Source organism: Nocardioides marinquilinus (assembly GCF_039543705.1).
Lineage (GTDB): Bacteria > Actinomycetota > Actinomycetes > Propionibacteriales > Nocardioidaceae > Nocardioides > Nocardioides marinquilinus.
On record NZ_BAABKG010000005.1, the window covers coordinates 127886 to 147301 of the forward strand.

The 19416-nt window shown below is 74.7% G+C and carries 13 protein-coding genes; 1 reads left to right on the forward strand and 12 read right to left on the reverse strand.

The window, feature by feature from the left end; translation table 11 throughout:
* Positions 1–2958, forward strand: a complete 2958-nt coding sequence (locus ABEA04_RS18515) for a M36 family metallopeptidase (RefSeq protein WP_345462180.1) — start codon at positions 1–3, stop codon at positions 2956–2958.
* A 133-nt stretch (positions 2959–3091) separates the two neighbouring features.
* Here ABEA04_RS18515 and ABEA04_RS18520 read toward each other — a convergent pair whose 3' ends face one another.
* The 12 genes from ABEA04_RS18520 to ABEA04_RS18575 form a co-directional block, all read right to left on the reverse strand.
* Complete coding sequence (locus tag ABEA04_RS18520; RefSeq protein WP_345462888.1) at positions 3092–3841, reverse strand: phosphate ABC transporter ATP-binding protein; 750 nt, start codon at positions 3839–3841, stop codon at positions 3092–3094.
* A gap of 189 nt (positions 3842–4030) precedes the next feature.
* Positions 4031–5605: a substrate-binding domain-containing protein gene (locus ABEA04_RS18525; protein ID WP_345462182.1), complete on the reverse strand. Its 1575-nt coding sequence runs from the start codon at positions 5603–5605 to the stop codon at positions 4031–4033.
* Between the two features lie 137 nt (positions 5606–5742).
* On the reverse strand, positions 5743–6678 hold the full coding sequence (locus ABEA04_RS18530) for a sortase (RefSeq protein ID WP_345462185.1): 936 nt from the start codon (positions 6676–6678) through the stop codon (positions 5743–5745).
* Positions 6679–6680: 2 nt separating this feature from the next.
* Positions 6681–9422, reverse strand: a complete 2742-nt coding sequence (locus ABEA04_RS18535; protein WP_345462188.1) for a hypothetical protein — start codon at positions 9420–9422, stop codon at positions 6681–6683.
* A complete protein-coding gene (locus ABEA04_RS18540; RefSeq protein WP_345462191.1) occupies positions 9419–11272 on the reverse strand; it encodes a phosphate ABC transporter substrate-binding protein PstS in 1854 nt (617 codons plus the stop codon). The genes ABEA04_RS18535 and ABEA04_RS18540 overlap by 4 nt, the downstream gene beginning before the upstream one ends.
* Complete coding sequence (pstA, locus tag ABEA04_RS18545) at positions 11269–12486, reverse strand: phosphate ABC transporter permease PstA (protein ID WP_345462194.1); 1218 nt, start codon at positions 12484–12486, stop codon at positions 11269–11271. The genes ABEA04_RS18540 and pstA overlap by 4 nt, the downstream gene beginning before the upstream one ends.
* Positions 12486–13505, reverse strand: a complete 1020-nt coding sequence (pstC, locus tag ABEA04_RS18550; protein ID WP_345462196.1) for a phosphate ABC transporter permease subunit PstC — start codon at positions 13503–13505, stop codon at positions 12486–12488. Before pstC ends, pstA begins: the two co-directional genes overlap by 1 nt.
* A 221-nt stretch (positions 13506–13726) precedes the next feature.
* Positions 13727–14554 (reverse strand): ECF transporter S component, encoded by an 828-nt coding sequence (locus tag ABEA04_RS18555; protein ID WP_425577056.1) that lies wholly within the window; start codon positions 14552–14554, stop codon positions 13727–13729.
* Positions 14551–16131 carry an ABC transporter ATP-binding protein gene (locus ABEA04_RS18560; RefSeq protein WP_345462198.1) on the reverse strand — a complete coding sequence of 527 codons (1581 nt, stop codon included), beginning with the start codon at positions 16129–16131 and terminating at the stop codon, positions 14551–14553. Before ABEA04_RS18560 ends, ABEA04_RS18555 begins: the two co-directional genes overlap by 4 nt.
* The gene (locus ABEA04_RS18565) at positions 16128–17267 is read right to left on the reverse strand and encodes an energy-coupling factor transporter transmembrane component T (RefSeq protein ID WP_345462200.1); all 1140 of its coding nucleotides are present in this window, start codon (positions 17265–17267) and stop codon (positions 16128–16130) included. The genes ABEA04_RS18560 and ABEA04_RS18565 overlap by 4 nt, the downstream gene beginning before the upstream one ends.
* A gap of 16 nt (positions 17268–17283) precedes the next feature.
* A complete protein-coding gene (locus ABEA04_RS18570; protein ID WP_345462203.1) occupies positions 17284–18291 on the reverse strand; it encodes a hypothetical protein in 1008 nt (335 codons plus the stop codon).
* A gap of 2 nt (positions 18292–18293) precedes the next feature.
* Positions 18294–19370 carry a prenyltransferase/squalene oxidase repeat-containing protein gene (locus ABEA04_RS18575; RefSeq protein WP_345462206.1) on the reverse strand — a complete coding sequence of 359 codons (1077 nt, stop codon included), beginning with the start codon at positions 19368–19370 and terminating at the stop codon, positions 18294–18296.
* Positions 19371–19416: the final 46 nt, after the last annotated feature.

The window sequence follows — 19416 nt, forward strand, 5'->3', positions numbered from 1 at the left end:
ATGACGCCCTCCTCCACCCGCCGTCTCCGGCTGGCCGCGGTCGCGGCCGCCGGCCTGGCGCTGCTCGCCCCCGGCCTGGCCACGGCCACCGCCGGGTCCGCCCCGTCCGCGGCGCCACCCGCCGCGGCCGACCCGCGACCGGGGCCCACGGTCAAGGCCGGCGGCACCGCCGTGGCCGGCAGCAGCCGCGAGGTGCTGGCCAACTACGACTCACGCACCGCACCCACCACCCAGGCCCAGGCCCGCCGCTCGGCCACGGTGCTGCGCTCACGCGGCGACGAGGTGGCCGCGCTGGCCGAGCGCATCGGCGGTGACGCCGAGGTCGCCCTCGACCCGGCCACCGGCACGCTGAGCCAGGTGGCCTCGCGCACCGGCTTCCTCACCGCGCCGAGCGGCCGGCCCGCCGCGAAGGTGGCGCTCGACTTCGTGCGCGCCAACCGTGCCGGGTTCGGCCTCAGCACCGCCGACCTCGGCTCGCTGCGCCGGGTCCGGCAGGTCACCGACCTCAACGGCATCACCCACGTGTTCTGGCAGCAGGTCGTCGACGGCAGCCCCGTCTTCGGCAACGGCCTGCGTGCCCACGTCGACCGCCAGGGCCGGCTGATCGCCGTCCAGGGCTCCCCGGTCGCCGGCGTCCAGCGCCTCGCGTCCCGCTCCGCCGCCCCGCGCCTCGACGCCCGGGCCGCGCTGCGGGCCGCCGTCGACGACGCCCGCACGCCCGGCGCCACCGCCGGCCCCGACGCCACCGCCGAGCGCGTGTGGTTCGCGGGCTCCGGCGGCCTGCGCGCGGCCTGGCTCACCTACACCACGCCCGGCGCCGCCCAGGGCTTCCAGCACGTCGTCGACGCCACCACCGGCCGCGTGCTGTTCCGGCGCAGCACCGTCAACTTCGAGAGCGACCCCGGCACGCGCCCCGGCGACGCGCTGGTGCACGAGAACTACCCCGGCGCGGGCGGCAAGGACGTCTCCGGCGGCCAGCCCCACGTCGTCAACCTCTACAAGCTCGGCTACCTGCCCCGCAGCGCCACGTGGATGCGCGGCCGCTGGGCCTCGGTCTGGGCCGACCTGAACGACGACAACCAGGTGCAGCCGCGCGAGAAGACCGCGGTGCCCGGCGGCGCCAAGCAGCCGCAGTTCCCGCTGCACCGGTTCAAGACGGCCAAGAACCAGGCCACGTGCAAGGCGCGCTACCAGTGCACCTGGAACCCCAACAAGCGCTACTCCTGGAAGCGCAACATGGACCAGGACGGCGTGCAGGGCCTCTACCTGACCAGCAAGTACGCGCAGTGGCTGCGTCGTCCGCCGTTCGGCTTCACGCCCTCGCTCGGCAACTTCGAGCGCTCCGGCGGTGACGCGGTCAACGTGCACACCATCGACGGCGCCGACACCGCGAACGGCCTGCCCGACGGCAACCACGTCAACAACGCCAACTTCAACACCCCGCCCGACGGCACCCCGCCGACGATGCAGATGTACCTCAACCGCGACGGCTACCTCGCGGCGAGCTCGACCAACGCCTTCGACAACATCGGCCACGAGTACACCCACGGCCTGTCGAACCGCCTGGTCGTCGACTCCTCCGGCGCCTCCACGCTCAACAGCTACCAGGGCGGTGGCATGGGCGAGGGCTGGAGCGACTTCTACTCCTTCGACTACCTGGTCACCAAGGGGTTCATGAAGAACCGTCCCAAGGTCTCCGGCGAGCTGATGTACGACCGCTACCTGAGCAAGAACCGCACTTACACGCGCAGCCAGGCGATCGACTGCAAGATCGGGCAGCGCGCCCGGCTGTGCCTGCAGGTCGACGGCGACGGCAACGTGGTCGGCAAGGGCGGCTACACCTACGGCGACATCAACGGCATCCTCGGCACCGAGGTGCACTCCGCCGGCGAGGTGTGGGCCCAGACGCTGTGGGCCATCCACGAGCGCCTCGGCCACGAGGTCACGATGCGCCTGGTCACCTCCGCGATGACCCTCTCGCCCGACGACCCGTCGATGCTCGACATGCGCGACGCGATCATCACCGCCGACAAGGTCATCTACGGCAAGAAGCACACCGCGCTGCTGTGGAAGCGGTTCGCCGCGCGCGGCTTCGGGTTCTACGCCGCCTCGATCGACGGCGCCGACCCCCAGCCGGCCGAGGACTTCCACGTGCCGCCGCCGGCCTCGGCCCCGCGCGGCGCCGTCACCGGCGTCGTGCGCGACGGCAACGGCGACCCGGTCGCGGGTGCGGTGGTCTTCATCGCCGGCCACACCTCCGGCGCGCTCGGCACCTACTCCGACGTCACCGGTGGCGACGGCCGCTTCCGCATCACCGACGTCGTCGCCGGCCGCTACCCGAAGATGGTCGCGATGGCCGACGGCCACGAGGGCGCCACCACCGGCGTCACCGTGCGTCGCGGTGCCACCACCGCGAAGTCCTTCGAGCTGCGGCGCGACTGGGCGGCGTCCTCCGGCGGCGCCGAGATCGCCTCCTACACCGGCCCCGACTACACGCCGTTCGGCTGTGGTCCGGGCGGCGCGATCGACCTCTCCCGCGGCACCGGCTGGGGCAGCGAGACGACGGCCGACGGCACCCCGGCGACCAGCGAGGGCGACGTCGAGCCCAAGTCGATCGTCATCGCCCTGCCGCAGGCGGTCGACATCACCTCCTTCGGCGTCGACCCCAGCGCCACCTGCGGCGACCCGGGCAGCGCCTCCACCGGCGAGTACCGCATCGAGACCGGCACCTCGGCCACCGGGCCGTGGACCGAGGCCGCCTCGGGTGAGTTCACGCCCGACGACCAGGGCCGCATGGTCGAGCTCGCGGCCGTCGCGCCGGGCACCACGCACGTGCGGTTCACGATGCTGAGCCCGCAGGTGCCCGACTTCGCCCAGTGCCCCGACGCCTTCGCCGGGTGCACCTACATGGACCTCACCGAGGTCGCCGTCTACGACGACGGCACCTCGATGCGCTGATGCGCTGACGCGCAGACGCGCTGAAGGGCACAGCCGGTCCGGACGACGAGCGCCCCGGTCGACCTCCACGGTCGGCCGGGGCGCTCTCGTCGTCCGCGGACCGCATCGCCGGGACGCGGCCCGGGCGGTCCGCTCAGCCGAAGCGGCCGTTGACGTAGTCGCTGGTGCGCTGGTCGCGGGGGCTGCCGAACATCGCCGTGGTGTCACCGTGCTCGACGATGACGCCGGGGGTGCCGTGGGAGGCCAGGAAGAAGGCGCACTGGTCGGAGACCCGGGCCGCCTGCTGCATGTTGTGGGTCACGATGACGATCGTGACCTCGCGGGCCAGCTCGAGCATCGTCTCCTCGATCACCCGCGTCGAGGTGGGGTCGAGCGCCGAGCAGGGCTCGTCCATCAGCAGCACCCGCGGCTTGATGGCGAGCGAGCGCGCGATGCACAGCCGCTGCTGCTGCCCGCCCGACAGGCCGCCGCCGGGATCGTCGAGCCGGTCCTTGACCTCGTTCCACAGACCGGCCTTGGTCAGGCAGGAGGCGACGAGCGCGTCCTTGTCGGCCCTGGCGGCCTTGGTGCCGGTGAGCCGCAGGCCGGCCAGCACGTTGTCGCGGATCGACATCGCCGGGAACGGGTTGGGCTTCTGGAAGACCATCCCGACCGCGCGGCGGGCGTCGATGAGCCGGCGCGCCGGGTCGTAGAGGTCGGTGCCGTCGAGCAGCACCTCACCCGCCAGCGCGGCCGACGGCACGAGCTCGTGCATCCGGTTGAGGATGCGCAGGAACGTGGACTTGCCGCAACCGGAGGGGCCGATGAGGGCGGTGATGCCGCCCGCCGGCATCACCAGCGAGACCCGGTCGAGCACCTTGTGCTGGCCGAACCAGGCACTGATGTCGCGGGCCTCGAGCTCGGCGAGCGGCCGGGCGGCCGGGTCGGCCGGGGGCTGGGCGGGCTGGGCGGGCTGGGCGGGTTGCTGCAGCGTGGTCACGGTGGGTCCGTTCGTCTCGGGTGTCGCGGTGCCGGCCCGGGCGGGCGCACGGGCGCCCGCCCGGGCCGGGCGGGGGCGGCGGGGCCGCGGGGGCTACTTCTTGCGGAAGGTGAGGGTGAAGGTCGTGGTCGAGCCGAACCCGCGGGCGTCGCCGGGGAAGGCGACCTTGAGGGTGCTCGTGCCGTAGCCGACCGCCGAGCGCTGGACGGTGACGGTGACGCGACCGGCGACGAGGGTGCCGGAGCCGACGGTCTTGGCGCCCTTCTTGATCGTCACCTTGCCCTGGGGCTTGGTGGTGGTGCCGACGTAGGTCACGGTGACGGCGCCCTTGGCCGAGGCCTTGGTCTTGGCGACGCTGGCCGGGAGGCTCTCGGTGATGGTCGAGGCCGCCTTGGCGACGACGGTGCCGGTGCCCTGGGAGGCCACGAAGGTGCTCTCGGCGGGCGGGGCGTAGGCCGCGGTGACCCGGTAGCTGCCCGGCGCGCGGTTCGACAGGTTGAGGGTGCCGACGCCGCCGATGAGGTTGGCGGTGCCGAGGCTCGCGCCGCTGGTGGCGTCGGTGAAGGTGACCCGGCCGGTGGGGGTCGGCGAGCCGGACACGGTGGCCTTGAGGCTGACCGCGCGCGGCGAGGGGCTGGTGCCGGTGACGGTGGTGGTGGTGCTCACCGGGGCGACCGGGCCGTTGAGGGTGAAGTTGCTGACCGCGCTCTGCGTCGACTGGCCGCAGGCGCCGCCGTTGGCGGGCCGGGCCAGCTGCAGGAACCCGGCCGCCGCGATCTCGTCCTGGGCGCCGTCGGAGCACAGGAAGCCGTTGGTGCCGAAGAGGCCCTGGATGGTGGCGTTGCCGAGGTCGGTCGAGCGCACCACGTTGTAGAGGGCGCGGGTGGCCGAGAACCCGCCGGTCAGGCGCAGCGAGGAGCCGAACGGCGCGGCGCGGCCGACCGAGAACGGGGCGACGGCGGTGGCGTTGCCGCGCACGGGGGCCGCGTCGTGCTCCTGGACCTCGACCACGGTGCTGGCCAGGGCGACGTCCACGTTGTTGTTGGCGGCCTTGAGCTGGGCCACGAAGAACGAGCGGGTGCCCGAGCCGGCCTGCGGGATCATCGGGACGATGGCGCCCGGCTGGCCGCCGATGTCGCTCCAGTCGTCGACGGAGCCGTCGTAGATGCCCACCATCTGCTGGGCGGTGATCACGTCGGGCGCCTTCGAGGCGGTGTCGCCGGAGACGGCGAGCTTGAGGGTGTCGAGCGCGAAGGGGAACTGCTGCAGGCCGGCGCTGATCTCGGTGGTGCTCAGCGTGGACGACGAGCGGGCGTAGTCGATGTCGGGGTTGCTGGGGTTGTAGAGCTGGGTCTTGCCGGCGCCCGAGCCGTTCGGGCGGTTGATCGCACCGCTCGGCAGCGTGATCTGGGCGCTGCCGACGGCGGCGAAGGTGGCCAGGCGCGGGTTGCCGGCGGGCACGGTGGCGTTGTAGGCCTCGGCGAGGCGGTACATCGCGTTCTGGCTGGTGTCGGAGCCGACGCCGATGACGTCGCCCGTGGCGGGCGTGAACGCGGTGTCGTCGGGGTCGGCGTGGGCGGCGCCGGCGGACAGCGCGAGCGCCGAGGCGGCGAGCAGCGCGGTCGTGACCGCGGCGACGGCGGTGCGGGCGGACAGGCGAGCGGACATGGTGGTGGTGCTCCTTCGCGGTGGTGGGTGGTGCGTGGTGGTCGGGGTGGTCGGGTGTGGGTCGGGGTGGGTCGGTGTGGGCAGGGCGCAGCGTCCGGCGGGCCGGGTGGGCCGGCCGGGGATCGGGTGAGGGCGGGTCAGACCAGGTTGGGCAGCAGTCGCATCACGGTGTCGGTGGTGAGCCAGGCGAGCGCCATGGCGAGGGGGCCGGCCATCGTCCAGACCAGGAGCGCCTCCCACCGTTGGCGGGCGGCGACGACGGCGAGGACGAGGGCGGTGAGCAGGGCGAGGTAGAGGGCGAGCAGCGGGAGGGCGGTGGGGTCGGTGGCCATGGCGCGCTCGGACTCCTCGATGGCGCCGCCGGCCCGCGGTGGGGCGGGGAAGGCGTCGGCGCTCTCGGCGTCGACGTAGACGGTGCGCTCGGGCGTCAGCGACGAGAACCGCCCCTCGCCCTCGGCCGAGACGAGGGTGAGCCGGGTCGACCCGGCGGCCAGCGGGGCGGGCCGCGGGTCGCCGTCGCGGCGCACGCCGGTGACCGTGAGCACCGCGACGCCCTGCGAGGTGGTCACCTCGACCGGCTCGCCCACCTCGAGGTCGCCGAGGTCGGCGAACGGCGCGCCGTAGGTGGCGGCGCGGCCGAGCACGTAGGACTGCCCCTCCTGGCCCGGGAGCACGGTGTCGCGCTGGTGACCGGGTCCGGCGAGCAGCTCGCCCGACGACGTCCCCTCGACCACGACCTCCTCGAGGTCGATCGCGGGGATGCGGAGGATGGCCACCGGGTCGCCGGTCGGCACGACGGGCCCGAGGGGCGCCGTCGTCTCGGCCAGCTGCACCCGGAAGTCGCGGAAGAGGATGGCCTGGGCGCGGTCGTGGGCGAGGTCGCTGAGCACGAGCAGCTGGGCCACCAGCCACAGCGCCACGAGGCTGACCATGACGCCGGCGGTGCTGACGACCGCGGCGGTGCCGACGGGGGTGGGCCGCGGGGCGCGCACCGGACGCTCGGGGACGACGGGCGCGTCGGCCGGGGCGGCCGGGGTGGCCGGGGTGGTGGAGGTCGGGGTGGGTTCGGTCATCGTCACGTGAGCCTCCGCGGCGGTCGCACGAGGAACCGCGTGCCGAGGCGCACCAGCCCGCCGAGCAGCGCGACCCCGAGCAGCACCGGCACCAGGGCGCCGGCGGCGCGCGAGCCGACCGACTCGGTGGCGCTCACCGGGACGGCGTCCGCGAGCTCGGCGACCGGTTGCAGCGTGTCGACCGTCGTGGCGTCGTCGGTGGCCGGGGTGCGACCGGGCCCGGGGTCGTCGAGGTCGCTCGTCGGGTCGGTGCCCTCGGGCACGGTCACGTCGATGCCGTCGGGGCCGGGGCCGGGCCCGGGTCCCGGCGGGAGGCCGGGCGGGGGGTCGGTGGGCGCCGGGACGTCGGTCGGGTCGATGGGCGAAGGGACGTCGGTCGGGTCGGGGTCGTCGGTCGGGTCCGGGTCGGCCGGGGCGGGCGTCTGGGCCTCGATCGCGTCGGCGACGTCGCGGGCCGAGCGCAGCAGCCGCGCGGTGGGCCCGGAGTCGCGGATCGGCAGGAAGCCCGCGGGCAGCTGGCCGTTGCCGCTGCCGGGGCGCTGGCCCTCGGTGGTCGAGATGCGCACGAACGAGGCGACGTCGTCGGCGACCTCGGGGTCGAGGCCGCGCAGCCGGGCCGCGGTGTAGACGACCATCGTGCCCGGGTAGGCGTCGCCGGCGCGGGCGACGTCGCGCTGGTCGAGCACGAACGGACGCCGCGGGCCGGCCTGCTCGGTCAGCCCGACCGCGGCGGCGAGCGAGGCGTCGTTCGGCGCGACGTAGCGGCCGGGCGAGGTCTCGAGCGCGGCGGGCCGCAGGCCGAAGCGGGACGCGTCGCCGAGGCTCACCAGGCCGAGCACGAAGCGGGCGCCGTACGACTGACGGTCGACGCGGCCGATCTTGAACAGCTTGGTGTTGGGGTCGTACTCGCAGCGCGTCTGCACGTTGGGCCAGCCGTCGAGCAGCGCCTCGGAGATCTTGCGCAGCGTGGTCACCGGGGCGGCGAGCTGGTTGAAGTAGACCGACGGGTTCTGCTGGCGGCAGGAGTTCGACGTCCTCGGCACGTAGGCGTCGAGCAGCGGCCACTGGGCGCGTGGCAGCTCGATGTCACGGTAGGACGGGTTGACCCGCATGCCCCACGGGTCGGGCTCGCCGCCGATGAAGGCCATGGCCTCGCGGTCACGGGCGAGGTACTCGGTGAGCTGGGTGACGACGTCGGAGTCGTTCGACAGCGACAGCAGCGTCGCGCCCGCCTCCTGGGTGGTCGTCGACAGCCCGGGGTTGAGGCGCTGGAACTCGGGGTCGTTCATGATCGCCAGCGGGTTCTCGCCGATGCCGGGGTGGCCGCGACCGAGGTCGGAGCCGAGGTAGCTCTGGGTCAGCAGCTTGGCGACGAGCCGGGGGTTGAGCCGCAGCCGCTCGAGCTCGCCGGCGTTGTCGGGGCGGTCGATCTCGTAGCCGATCGCGAAGCCGGTCACCGCCGTCGGCGCGTAGCCGACGGGGTCGTCGCCGTCGCGCTCGTGCTCGCTCGAGACGATCGCGGCCGGGCCGGTGCCGTCCTCCATCAGGTTGAAGCCGGCGGCGTCGCTCATCTGGTTGAGCTGGAACTTGAACCGCTTCTCGTCGAGGCAGTACGCCGGCGACCACTGCAGGGCGGCCTGCGCGAGCAGCTCGGAGCCGTAGAACCCCGTCGGCGGCCGCGGGTCGAGCAGGTCGCAGGTGTCGGGCGGCAGGCCGAAGGTGATCGGCACCGTGAAGCGGTTGCGCCAGTTGGACGCCGACCACCACAGCGCCGGGCCGACCGCCTGGTCGATGCCCTCGCCGATGCCGTTGCTCGAGCCGGGGGCGAAGCGGCCGAAGGCGCGGCACGCCTTGTCGTCGAGGGTCATCGGCACGGCCGGCCGGTCGCAGCTGAGACCGACGATCGGCACCACGACGACCGAGCAGGCGACCTCGTGGCTGCAGCCGAGCGACTCGTTCTCGACGTCGCTGCGCACCTCGAGCTGTACCGACCCGCGGCCGGTCTCGTCGGTGAACGCCGCGATCTCGGCCGGCGGGAAGGCCGCGTCGACGGCCGCCTCGGGCGGCATGGAGTCGGCGTCGCAGGCGGGGTAGACGGTGCCGGAGCGGGCGACGAACTGGGTCAGGTGGGTGCTGTAGCCGGGGATCGACAGGTCGGGGCAGGCCTCGGCGGCGGGCGCCGGGTCGGTGCCGCTGACCGGCTGCCGGTCGGCGTCCGCGGCGTGGAGGTCGTGGCGCCAGATCGACTCGCCCTCCGAGCGCAGCACCTGCGAGCGCTGGGCGACCGACGCCGTCCAGCACGTCTCGGGCCGCAGCCTCCTGGCGAGCGGCAGGCGGGCGTCGTCACGGCCGCGGCACTGCAGGACGACGACGGGGTACTCCTGGGTCAGGCCGCGCTCGCCGTAGGGGTTGCTCGCCCGGCCGCCGGACGGCTGGGCGCCGGTCCACGAGATGCGGATGCGCTGGCGTCCGCGCAGGTTGCGGGTCTGGTCGGCGCGCACCGTGACCTCGTAGCTCGCCACGGTGGTGCGGGTGCCGTCGGCCTCGGTGAAGACCCGTTGCAGGGTCCTGGTGCGGCGGTAGCCGTCGTCCGTGGCCGGCGCCGGTGGAGCGGCACTGCGGACGGCGGCGCCGGCCGTCGCGACGTCGGCGGTCGCGGTCGTGGCGCCGGAGAGCGCGGTGGCACCGAGGGCGAGGAGGGCGGCGGCCGCCGCGACCAGCGCGCGGCCTCGTCGCGGCGTCACGACCGCGTCCTCGGGCCGACGCCGCGGCGGCGGTAGAAGGCGAGGAAGGCGCCGGGCAGCAGCACGAGCGCGAGCAGCTCGAGCACCGCGACCATGCCGAAGGTGCGGGAGTCCGGTGGCCGTTCGTCGAGGGTCTGGGCGTTGGCGAAGATCGCCTCGGCGGCGGGGTCGTCCAGCCCGCTCGTGGTCTCGGCGCCCACGAGCACCTGCTCGCCGGTCTCGGGGTCGGTCGAGACCACCGGGGCGCCGGGGCGGGTGCCGTCGGTCGTCGGGTCGGTGCCGCCGGGGCCGGTCGAGCCGGGCGGCGGGACCACGCCGTCCGGGCCCGTGGTGCCGGGGTCGACGCCTCCGGGACCGGTGCCCGGGTCGGTGCTGCCGGGGTCGGTGGTGCCGGGGTCGGTGGTGCCGGGGTCCGACGGGTCCGTGGTGCCCGGGTCGGTGGAGCCGTCGTTGTTGACGTTCTGGCCGGTGTCGCCACCGCACGGGCCCTCGCCCTGGCGGTCGCAGGCCGGCGGCATGGCGGCGATCTCGGCGAGGCGGTTGCGGCTGGGGTCCTTGCCGTCGAAGGTCGGGTTGTTGCAGGAGCGGACGTCGCGGTCGGTGAGGTCGACGGCCGGGTCGGCCTTCTTCAGCTGGGCGACCTGCTCGAACCCGGCCTCGACCAGGTTGAGCGTCAGCGGCGAGTAGCCGTAGGGGCCGGCCTTGGTCTGCCCGCTGCACAGCGAGTAGTAGAGGAAGTCGGCGAGCGACTGCCGCTTGGCCGTCGTCATCCGCCGGTCGTCGGCCGCGGTCGGGATGATCATGTAGGAGTACGAGGAGATCGGGTACGCCCGCGGGTCGGGGTTGTTGTAGACGCCGTCGAGGATCTGCGTGAGGTAGCGGGTGGGGTCGGACCGGTCCCGGTTGATCCGGGCCTTGGTGAGCGCGACGGCGGTGTTGTACTGCGTCGGCTCGACGTAGTAGCCGGCCCGGTTGAGCACCTTGACGACCGGATAGTCCTTGTCGATCGGGTAGGAGTACTCGACGTAGCCGATGGTGCCGTCGCCGGCGAAGCCCGAGACGGTGTTCATGACCTGGTCGGAGCCGGCCTGGGCGATCATCGTGTCGCCCTTCCTCGGGTAGTACGACGTCAGCCCCGCGCGCCCGAAGTAGGGCCGCCAGATCGAGGGGTAGGCGGCGTCGAGCCAGCTGGTGAGCTGCGCGGTGGTGCCCGACCCGTCGGAGCGCACCACCGGCACGATCGTCTTGTCGGGGAACGAGCGGCCGTTGTTGTCGGCGGTGATCTGCGCGTCGTTCCAGTTGGTGATCTGCCCGGTGAAGATCTTCGCGATCGTCTCGCCCGACAGGCGCAGGTTGCGCACCAGGTCGTCGCCGACCTTGAGCTGGTAGGTGAACGCCGTGCCACCGGCCACGATCGGCAGGTAGGAGAAGTCGCGGCCGTTGCTGGTGTCGGCCTGCCCGGCCTCGTCGCGGCCCTGGTAGGGGATCTCGGAGATCGCGAAGTCGGTGGTGTTCTGGGCGAAGTCCTTGCGGCCCTTCGACGAGCCGCCGCCGGTGTAGACGACCTTGATGCCGATCGCGTCGACGTCGGCGATCCACTGCTTGACGATCAGCTCGGACCAGGTCGAGCCGGTGCCCTCGATCGTGGCGTACGCCGCGCGGGCGACCGGGGTGGGCCCGGCGGCGGCCACGGCGGGGACGGCGGCGTCCCCGGCGTGCGCGGCGTCTCCGGTGTCCCCGGCGTCCCTGGTGGGGTGCTGGTCGGCCGAGGCGGCGCCGGCCCCGAGCGTCGCGAGGGCCAGGGCGGCCCCCGCGGCGAGGGCGGCCAGCAGTCGGCGGTGGCGGGTCATCGGGTCCTCCGGGACGGGCGCAGGGATCGGCGGGCGGGGCGGGCGGGTCGGGGCGCTCGCCCGGGGCGCCGGGGCCGGCGTCCGGTGGAGCGCTGCCGGGCCAGCAGGCGGGCGACGACGAACAGCACGAGCACCAGCACGAGCAGCACCAGGGCGGCGCCGTAGGCCCGCTGGATGGCGATGGCGTTGCCGCTGCGGACGCCGCCGAAGATGAACAGCGGCAGCGAGTTCATCGAGCCGTCGAACGGGTTGAGCTTGGTGAAGTCGGCGGCACCGCTGGTGAGCAGCACCGGGCTGGTCTCGCCGATGCCGCGGGCGACGCCGAGGATGAGCGCGGTGGCCAGGCCCGGCCGGGCGGTCGGCAGCACGACGTGCCACACGGTGCGCCAGCGGCTGGCGCCGAGGGCGAGGCTGGCCTCGCGCAGCCCGCCGGGGACGACGCGCAGCACGACGTCGGCGGCGCGGGCGATGATCGGCAGCATCATCACCGACAGCGCGAGCGCGGCCGCGAAGCCCGACCGCGGCTGGCCGAGGGCGAGGATCCAGACGGTGTAGATGAACAGCCCGGCCACGATTGAGGGCAGCGCGGTCATCGCCTCGACGATGGTGCGAACCACGCGCGCGAACCGCCCGCCGACCTCGGTCATGAAGACGGCCGTGCCGACGCCGAGCGGCAGGGTGATGGCGACGGCGATGCCGATCTGGATGAGCGAGCCGACGATGGCGTGGCGGATGCCGCCCTCGTCGAAGGGGTCCTTGGGGCCGACGCCCGACATGTCGTCGAGGAAGAAGTTCAGGTTGAGCACGGGGCGCCAGCCCTTGACCGCCACGTAGACGACCACGCTGACGAGCGCGGCGCCGACGAACAGCGCGGCGGCGGTGACGACCGCGGCGGCCACCCGGTCGCGCACCTCGACGGCGGTGCCGGTCATGGCGGTGGCCACGACCGTCACGAGGAGGCCGCTGCAGAACCACACGACGAGGAACCAGGGCAGGCCGGTGAGCGGCAGCAGTCGCTGGGTGATCAGCCAGGCCAGGCCGAGCCCGGCGACCCACGACCCGGCGCGCACGAACAGCTCGTCGGGCGACATGCGGCCGAGGGAGGTGCGTGGCTGGGCGGGCGGGGCGTCGGCGTCGCGGCTCGGCAGGTGGGTCCGCGGCGCGGCGGGCACCACGGCGTCGTCCAGCCGCGGGTCGGGGGCGGTCGTCGTCATCAGCCCGTCTCCGCCCCGGACCGGCTGCGGTTGACCACCGTCGCGGCGAGCGTGTTGATCAGCAGCGTGATGAGGAACAGCACGAAGCCGGCCGCGAGCAGCGCCGAGAGCTGCGAGGCGGTGGCCTCGTTGAACTGGCCCGCGATGAGGGCGCTGACGGTGTTGCCGCCCTTCTCGGTGAGGCTCCACTTGATCTCGAAGGCCGGCGAGAGGATCAGCAGCACCGCGATGGTCTCGCCCAGCGCCCGCCCGAGGGCGAGCATCGTGCCCCCGATGATGCCGCCGCGACCGAAGGGCAGCACCACGGCGCGGACGACGCCCCACCGGGTCGCGCCGAGCGCGAGCGCGGCCTCCTTCTCCCCCGGCGGCGTCTGCGAGAAGACCTGGCGCATCACCGCGCAGGCCATCGGCATGACCATCATCGAGACCGGGATGCCGGCGCAGAACGCGCTGAAGCCGTACTGGCTCAGCGCGGGCAGCGGGCTGTCGGCGCGGCCGCCGGGCACCGCGAAGATCGGCAGCCAGCCGAGGTGGCGGTCGAACCAGATGGCGAGGTCGGCGGCGTGGGGCATGATCAGCAGCGCGCCCCACAGGCCGTAGATCACCGAGGGCACCGCGGCCATGAGGTCGACGAGCGAGACCAGCGTCGACCTGATCCGCTCCGGCGCGTACTCACTGATGTAGAGCGCGGTCAGCAGCGCCAGCGGGAAGGCGATGACCATCGCCACCAGCGCGACCTGGAACGTGCCGACGAGCACCGCGGCGATGCCGACGACGTCGGTGTCGGGCGACCACTGCTGCTCGAGGAAGAACCGCAGGCCGTAGCGCTCGAGCGTCGGCCGGGCCTGCCAGCCGAGGAAGAGGCCGACGCCGCCGGTGATGACCAGCACCGAGGCGCCGATCGTGCGGGCGCCGTAGACGAAGACCCGGTCGCTGCCGGTCGTGCGGCGCGAGATGGCGCGCGGCTTCACATCGACCTCGACGCCGTCGGCGTCGAGGTCGGGCGTCGTGGTGGTCACGTGTCCCTGATTCCCCTGGTCCCCATGTACGGGTGGCGCGGCGTCCCCCGCCGGCCACGAGGAGCGTGGGGGTCGGGGCCCAACGCAGCGGGCTCCGGACGTGAACGAGAGGAGAACTCGCGACCGGCCTTCGGACAACTCGGACGGGGCCCTGGGGACAGGTGGTCCGACCGGGTCAGACGCCGTCGACCGACCGGGCTAGCCGGCCTGGCCCGGAGTGATCATGGGGTCACGATCGAGCGCCGGGCGGCCCGGCGCAGCGTGGTCAGCACCGCCGGCCCGAGGACGACCACGGCGACCGCGGTGGTGATCGCGCGGCCGGTGTCGAAGCTGCCGGTCGAGGTGATGAGCGTGTAGACGAGGAAGGTCCGCAGGTTCTCCAGCAGCGGGGCGCCGGCGACGTAGGTCAGGTTGCCCTCGGCGCCCGGCACCGCGACGCCGAGCAGGAACGGCCAGCCCGAGAGGTTCATCAGCAGGCCGTAGGCGTAGGCGGCCACCACGCCGTACGCCGCCAGCATCGCGACCTCCCAGCGGCCCGTGACGCGCCGCGGCAGCAGCCCGGCGCCCATGCCGACCCAGGCCGCGCACAGCATCTGGAACGGCAGCCACGGGCCGACGCCCGCGGTCATCAGCGCCGAGGCGAACAGCGAGGTGACGCCCAGCACGAAGCCGAAGCCGGGGCCGAAGACCCGCCCGGCGAGGATCAGCAGGAAGAAGACCAGCTCGACGCCCGCCGTCCCGGCCGAGAGCAGCCGCATCAGCGCGTTGACCGCCGACAGCACGCCGAGGATCGCCAGCACCCGCGAGTCGATGCCGCCCTCGCTGAGCTCGGCCACCACCACCGCGATGACCACCGGCAGGAGCACGAGGAACAGGAACGGCGGGTCGATGCGGTCGCCGGGCCCGACGCGCACCAGCAGCGGCCAGCACAGCATCATCAGGCCGGCCAGCGACGCGACGGCCAGCACGACGCGCGAGCGCCACGACAGCGGGATGGCGCGCGGTGACGTCGACGCGACGTGCGCCGGGCCTCGGGACACGGTGCTCACAGGGCCGCCACCACCTCGTCGACGCGGAGCCACGGCGGGCCGAGCACCTTGGTGACCTGCGGGGCGAACGCCGGCGACTCGAGCACGACCCGACGGGTCGGGCCCGCCGAGACGACCTCGCCCTCGGCCAGCACCACGACGTCGTCCGCGGCGGTGGCCACGAACTCGACGTCGTGCGTGGCGACGAGCACGGCGTGGCCGTCGACGGCCAGCTCGCGCAGGATGCGGGCCAGCGCGGCCTTGGCGGTGTAGTCGAGGCCGCGCGTGGGCTCGTCGAGCAGGACGACGCGCGGGCGGGCCGCCAGCACGAGCGCGAGGGCGAGGGCCAGGCGCTGCCCCTCGGAGAGGTCGCGGGGGTGGGCGTCGTCGTCGATGCCGGGCACGAGGCGCTCGAGCAGCGCCCGGGTGCCCGCTCCCCCGGCCTCGCACTCCTGCGCCACCGTCTCGAGGTAGAGCAGGTCGCCGGCGGTCTGCGGCAGCAGGCCGACGAGGGCGCGGCGCCCGGCGGGGTCGAGCGCGGCCGGGTCGCGACCGTCGGCGCCGGGCCGCCCGACCTCGACGCGGCCGGTGCGCCGCTTGCGGGTGCCCTGCAGGGTCCAGAGCAGGGTCGACTTGCCCGAGCCGTTGCGTCCCATCAGCGCGGTGACCCGGCCGGCGTCGAGCGTGACGTCGACCTCGCGCAGGGCGACGACGGGGCCGTGGGTCACCCCGACGCCGGTGGCGGTGAGCAGCGGTGCGGGGGCCGGCGCGGGCGGGTCCGCGGGCGGCGGGGCGAGGGTCAGCCGCCGGGCCGCCCGCCGGGCCTCGCGCACGCTGAGCGGCAGCGGCGTCCACCCGGCGGCCCGGCCCAGCTCGACCAGCGGCGGGACGACGGGCGAGCGGGCCAGCAGGTCGGCCGGGTCGCCGGTCTCGACGCGCCCGCCGCCGGTGAGCAGCGCCATCCGGTCGGCGAACGGCACGACCCGCTCGAGGCGGTGCTCGGCGAGCAGCACGCTGACGCCGAGGTCGTGCACGAGCCGGGTGAGGGTGGCGAGCACGTCCTCCGCGGCGGTGGGGTCGAGGGCCGAGGTGGGCTCGTCGAGCACGAGCAGCCGCGGGTGCATGGTGAGCACCGAGCCGATGGCGATGCGCTGCTGCTCGCCGCCGGAGAGGGTGTGCAGGTCGCGGCGGCGCAGGTCGGCGACCCCGAGCAGGTCGAGGGTCTCCTCGACGCGGCGGCGCATCGTGGCCGGCGGCAGGCCGAGCTGCTCCATGCCGTAGGCCAGCTCGTCCTCGGCGGTGTCGGTGACGAACCCGGCCGCGGGGTCCTGGCCGACGTAGCCGATGGCGTGGGCCCGCTCGCGCGGCGGCAGGACGACGATGCTCTCGCCGTCCAGGCGCACGTCGCCGCGCAGCGTGCCGCCCGAGAACCGCGGCACGAGGCCGGTGACGACGCCGAGCAGGCTCGACTTGCCGACGCCGGTGGGGCCGCTGACCACCATCAGCTCGCCCTCGTCGAGGTCGAGGTCGACGGCGTCGAGCACCCGGACGTCGTCGGGGTAGTCGAGCGTGATGCCACGCAGCTCGAGCAGGGTCATCGCGCCGCCTCCACCTCGCGCTCGGGGCGCTCCGGCCGCTGGGCGCGCGCCGGCTCGCGCGGCGCGGGCGCCACGCTGCTGGGCGGCGGGGTCACCACGACGGCGAGCAGCCCGAGCATCGCGGCGGCGAGCGCGGCGAGGCTGACCTCGGGGGCGACGGTGACGTCGGGGTAGGCGATGGGCACCTGGTGGCGGTTGACCCACCAGCCGACCACGGCGACGGCGAGGCCGACGCCGACGACGGCGAGCTCGGGCGCGCGCCAGCGGTCGGGCCGGTAGCGGGTGCGGCCGACCCGTCGTCCGGCGTTGAGCAGACCGGCGGCCGCGACCAGCACGCCGAGCAGCAGCATGGGCGCGGCCAGCAGCCGTGGCGCGGTCTGGTCGAGCAGCGCGTAGACGCCGACGACGACGCCGCACAGCCCGGCGATCATCAGGCCGCCGGTGACGCGTCGCTCGACCCGGCCGGCGTCGCCGGAGCGGCCGTAGCCGCGGGTGTCCATGCCGGCGGCGAGCGCGAGCGAGCGCTCGAAGGTGTCCTCGAGCACCGGCACGAGGAAGCGACGCAGCCGGCGCACGCGGCCGGTCTCGCCGGCCCGCAGCGCCTGCGCGGCGCGCACCCGGCGGATGCTCTGGGTGAACTGCGGCAGCACCGTCACCGCGACGACCAGCGCGGTGCCGAGCTCGTAGAGCGCCGGCGGCAGGCTGCGCAGCAGCCGCTTGGGGTTGGCCAGGCTGTTGGCCGCGCCGACGCAGATGACGATGGCGGCCAGCCGCAGCCCGTCGTACAGGCCGGCGAGCAGCGCCTCGCGGGTCACCGGGCCGAGCAGGCTGATGCCGAGCACCCAGTCGGGCAGCGGGACCTCGGGCAGGTCGAGGACGACGGTGCCCGGGTAGCCGCCGCCGAGCAGCACGCGCCACAGCACGCGCAGCACGACGGCGGCCACGCCGAGCCAGACGTAGAACCGGAACGAGCGCGCCCACGGGTGGTCGGTGCGGCGCAGCGTCACGACGACGCCGACCACCCCGACGAGCAGCAGCAGCACCAGCGGGTTGGTCGTGAGGGACGTCGCCGTCGCGAGCCCGATCGCCCACAGCCACCAGGCCACGGGGTGCAGGTCGCGCGGCAGCGTCCTCACGTCGTCGTTCCCTCGATCAGTGCTCGGCGCCCCGGCGGCGCAGCAGCCACGCGGCGCCCGCACCGGCGAAGACCACGGCGATCAGCCCGGGGGCGAGCCAGCCGGGCAGGCCGCCGTCGGTCGTGTCGGCCGCCTCGGTGGTCTCGACCGGCTCGGGCTCGGCGAGCGGCGGGAGCGTCTGCTCGTCACCGGACGCCGCCGGCTCGTCCGACCCGGACGCCGACGGCTCGGGCTCGGCCGACTCCCGGGGGCCGCGCGGCCCCCGGGAGGGGCGGCCGCTCGGCGTCCCGGACGGGCTCGCCGAGGGCGCCTCCTCCGACGGGCCCGCGGACGGGATCGCGGACGGTGACGACCCGCCGGCGTCGGACGGGCCGGGCGCGGTGGGGGTCGCGTCGTCCGCCGTGGGGGTCGGCTCCGCCGGGGTCGTCGGGTCGGGCTGCTCGGTGGGCGCCGGGTCCGGCGTCCGCGTGGGGGTCGGGTCCGGCGTCGGCGTCGTGTCCGGCGTCGGCGTGGGCTCCTCCGACGGCTCCGGCTCGGCTCGCTGGGTCTTCGGCGCGGGGTAGGTCGGCGGCTGGTTGCCCGCCTTGTCGTCCCACGAGAACGCGACCGACCCGCCGTTGGGCACCTTCAGCGAGGTGACGCCGAGGCTGGAGTAGACCCACGTGCCGGTCTTGCCGTTGGTCCACCACAGGCCCCAGTAGGCGCTGGCCGGCGAGGTGTTGACGCACGGGTCGGACGTCGGCTTGTTCGAGACCCGGCACACGAAGCCCGGCTGGCGCTGGGCGTAGCGCAGCGGGAACCCCGCGGCGGTGAACGACGACGCGGCCGTCCGGCCGCCACCGCCGGTGACGCAGGTGCCCTGCACCCCGCCGCCGAGGCTGTTGTAGTCGACGATGACGGTGACACCCCGGCCGGTGCACGGGCCGGCCGCGGCCGCGGGGGCCGTCGTCGTCGTGGTGAGCGCGGCCGCGCCGACGGTGGCCAGGACGGCCACCGTCAGCGCGTGCGCGAGCGCGCGACGCACGGTCAGCCGCGGCAGGCGGCGGTGGACCGGTAGACCAGGGCGGGCGCGGCCTGCGCGGTCGCGCGACGCCACTGGTCCTTCTCGGCGGTGCCGATGCCGTCGCGGCCGGCGTCGAACGCCGCCCGGTCGTAGGCGATGGCGCCGCGGCCCTGCTGCAGCTTGCCGACCCAGGTGGCGGCCTTCGCCGCCGCGGTGCAGGCGTCGTTCTCGCCGAGGGCCCACGCGGCCAGGCCGGTGCTGTTGGAGTTGCTGCCCTCGGTGGTCGGGCCGCCGCCGAAGCTGCCGTCCTTCTTCTGGGCCTTGCGGAGCCAGCCGACGCCGTCGGCGATGGCCTGCTTGACCGCCGGCGACTTCTTGCCGATCGCCGAGAGGTTGATGACGGCGAGGGCGGTCGTGTCGGTGTCGGGCACGCTCAGGTTCGCGTCACCCTGGTCGCACGACTGGCGGCGCTTGCCCTCGGGGGCGAAGCCGAGGCGGAAGAAGCCCTCGCTGCACTGCTGCTTGAGCAGGAACGCGACGGCGTCCGCGGCCTTGGGCGAGCGGGCGACCGACAGGCCGCGGGCGGCGAAGGACTGACCGATGCTGTTGGAGAAGTCGCTGGCGCCGCGGTCGCGGATGCGGCCGGCGGTGGTGCCCTCGGACTGCGTCAGCGAGCCGAGGCGGGTGACCAGGTTGACCCCGCCGAAGGAGCGCGGGTTGCCGCCGGTGGCCTGCGCGAGCACGAGCGCCTTGGCGGTCTGGCCGGCGTAGCGGTCCTTGCTGCCGAAGTCGACGCCGGTGATGTAGCTCTCGACGTTGCGGGCCATCGCCTTGCGGACGGCGGCCTCCTTGCCCGGCTGGCCGCCGAGGCGGTCGAGGGCGATGCCGACGTCGGCGGTGAGGCCGTAGTCGTTGAACTGGAACTGGCCGTTGTAGACCAGGCCCTCGGTGAGCTGGTTGCCGAGCCAGCCGGCGGCGCCGGCGGGGCCCTTGGCGGCCTGCGCCGGGGCGACGGCTCCGCCGACGGTGCCGGTGACGACCAGGGTGGCGGCCGCAGCGGCGGCGACGAGGGCGCCGAGGCGCTTGGGACGGTGGGACACGGGGTTCCTTCCCGCTGCACACGGCGGGAGGGCACGGCGAGGGGCC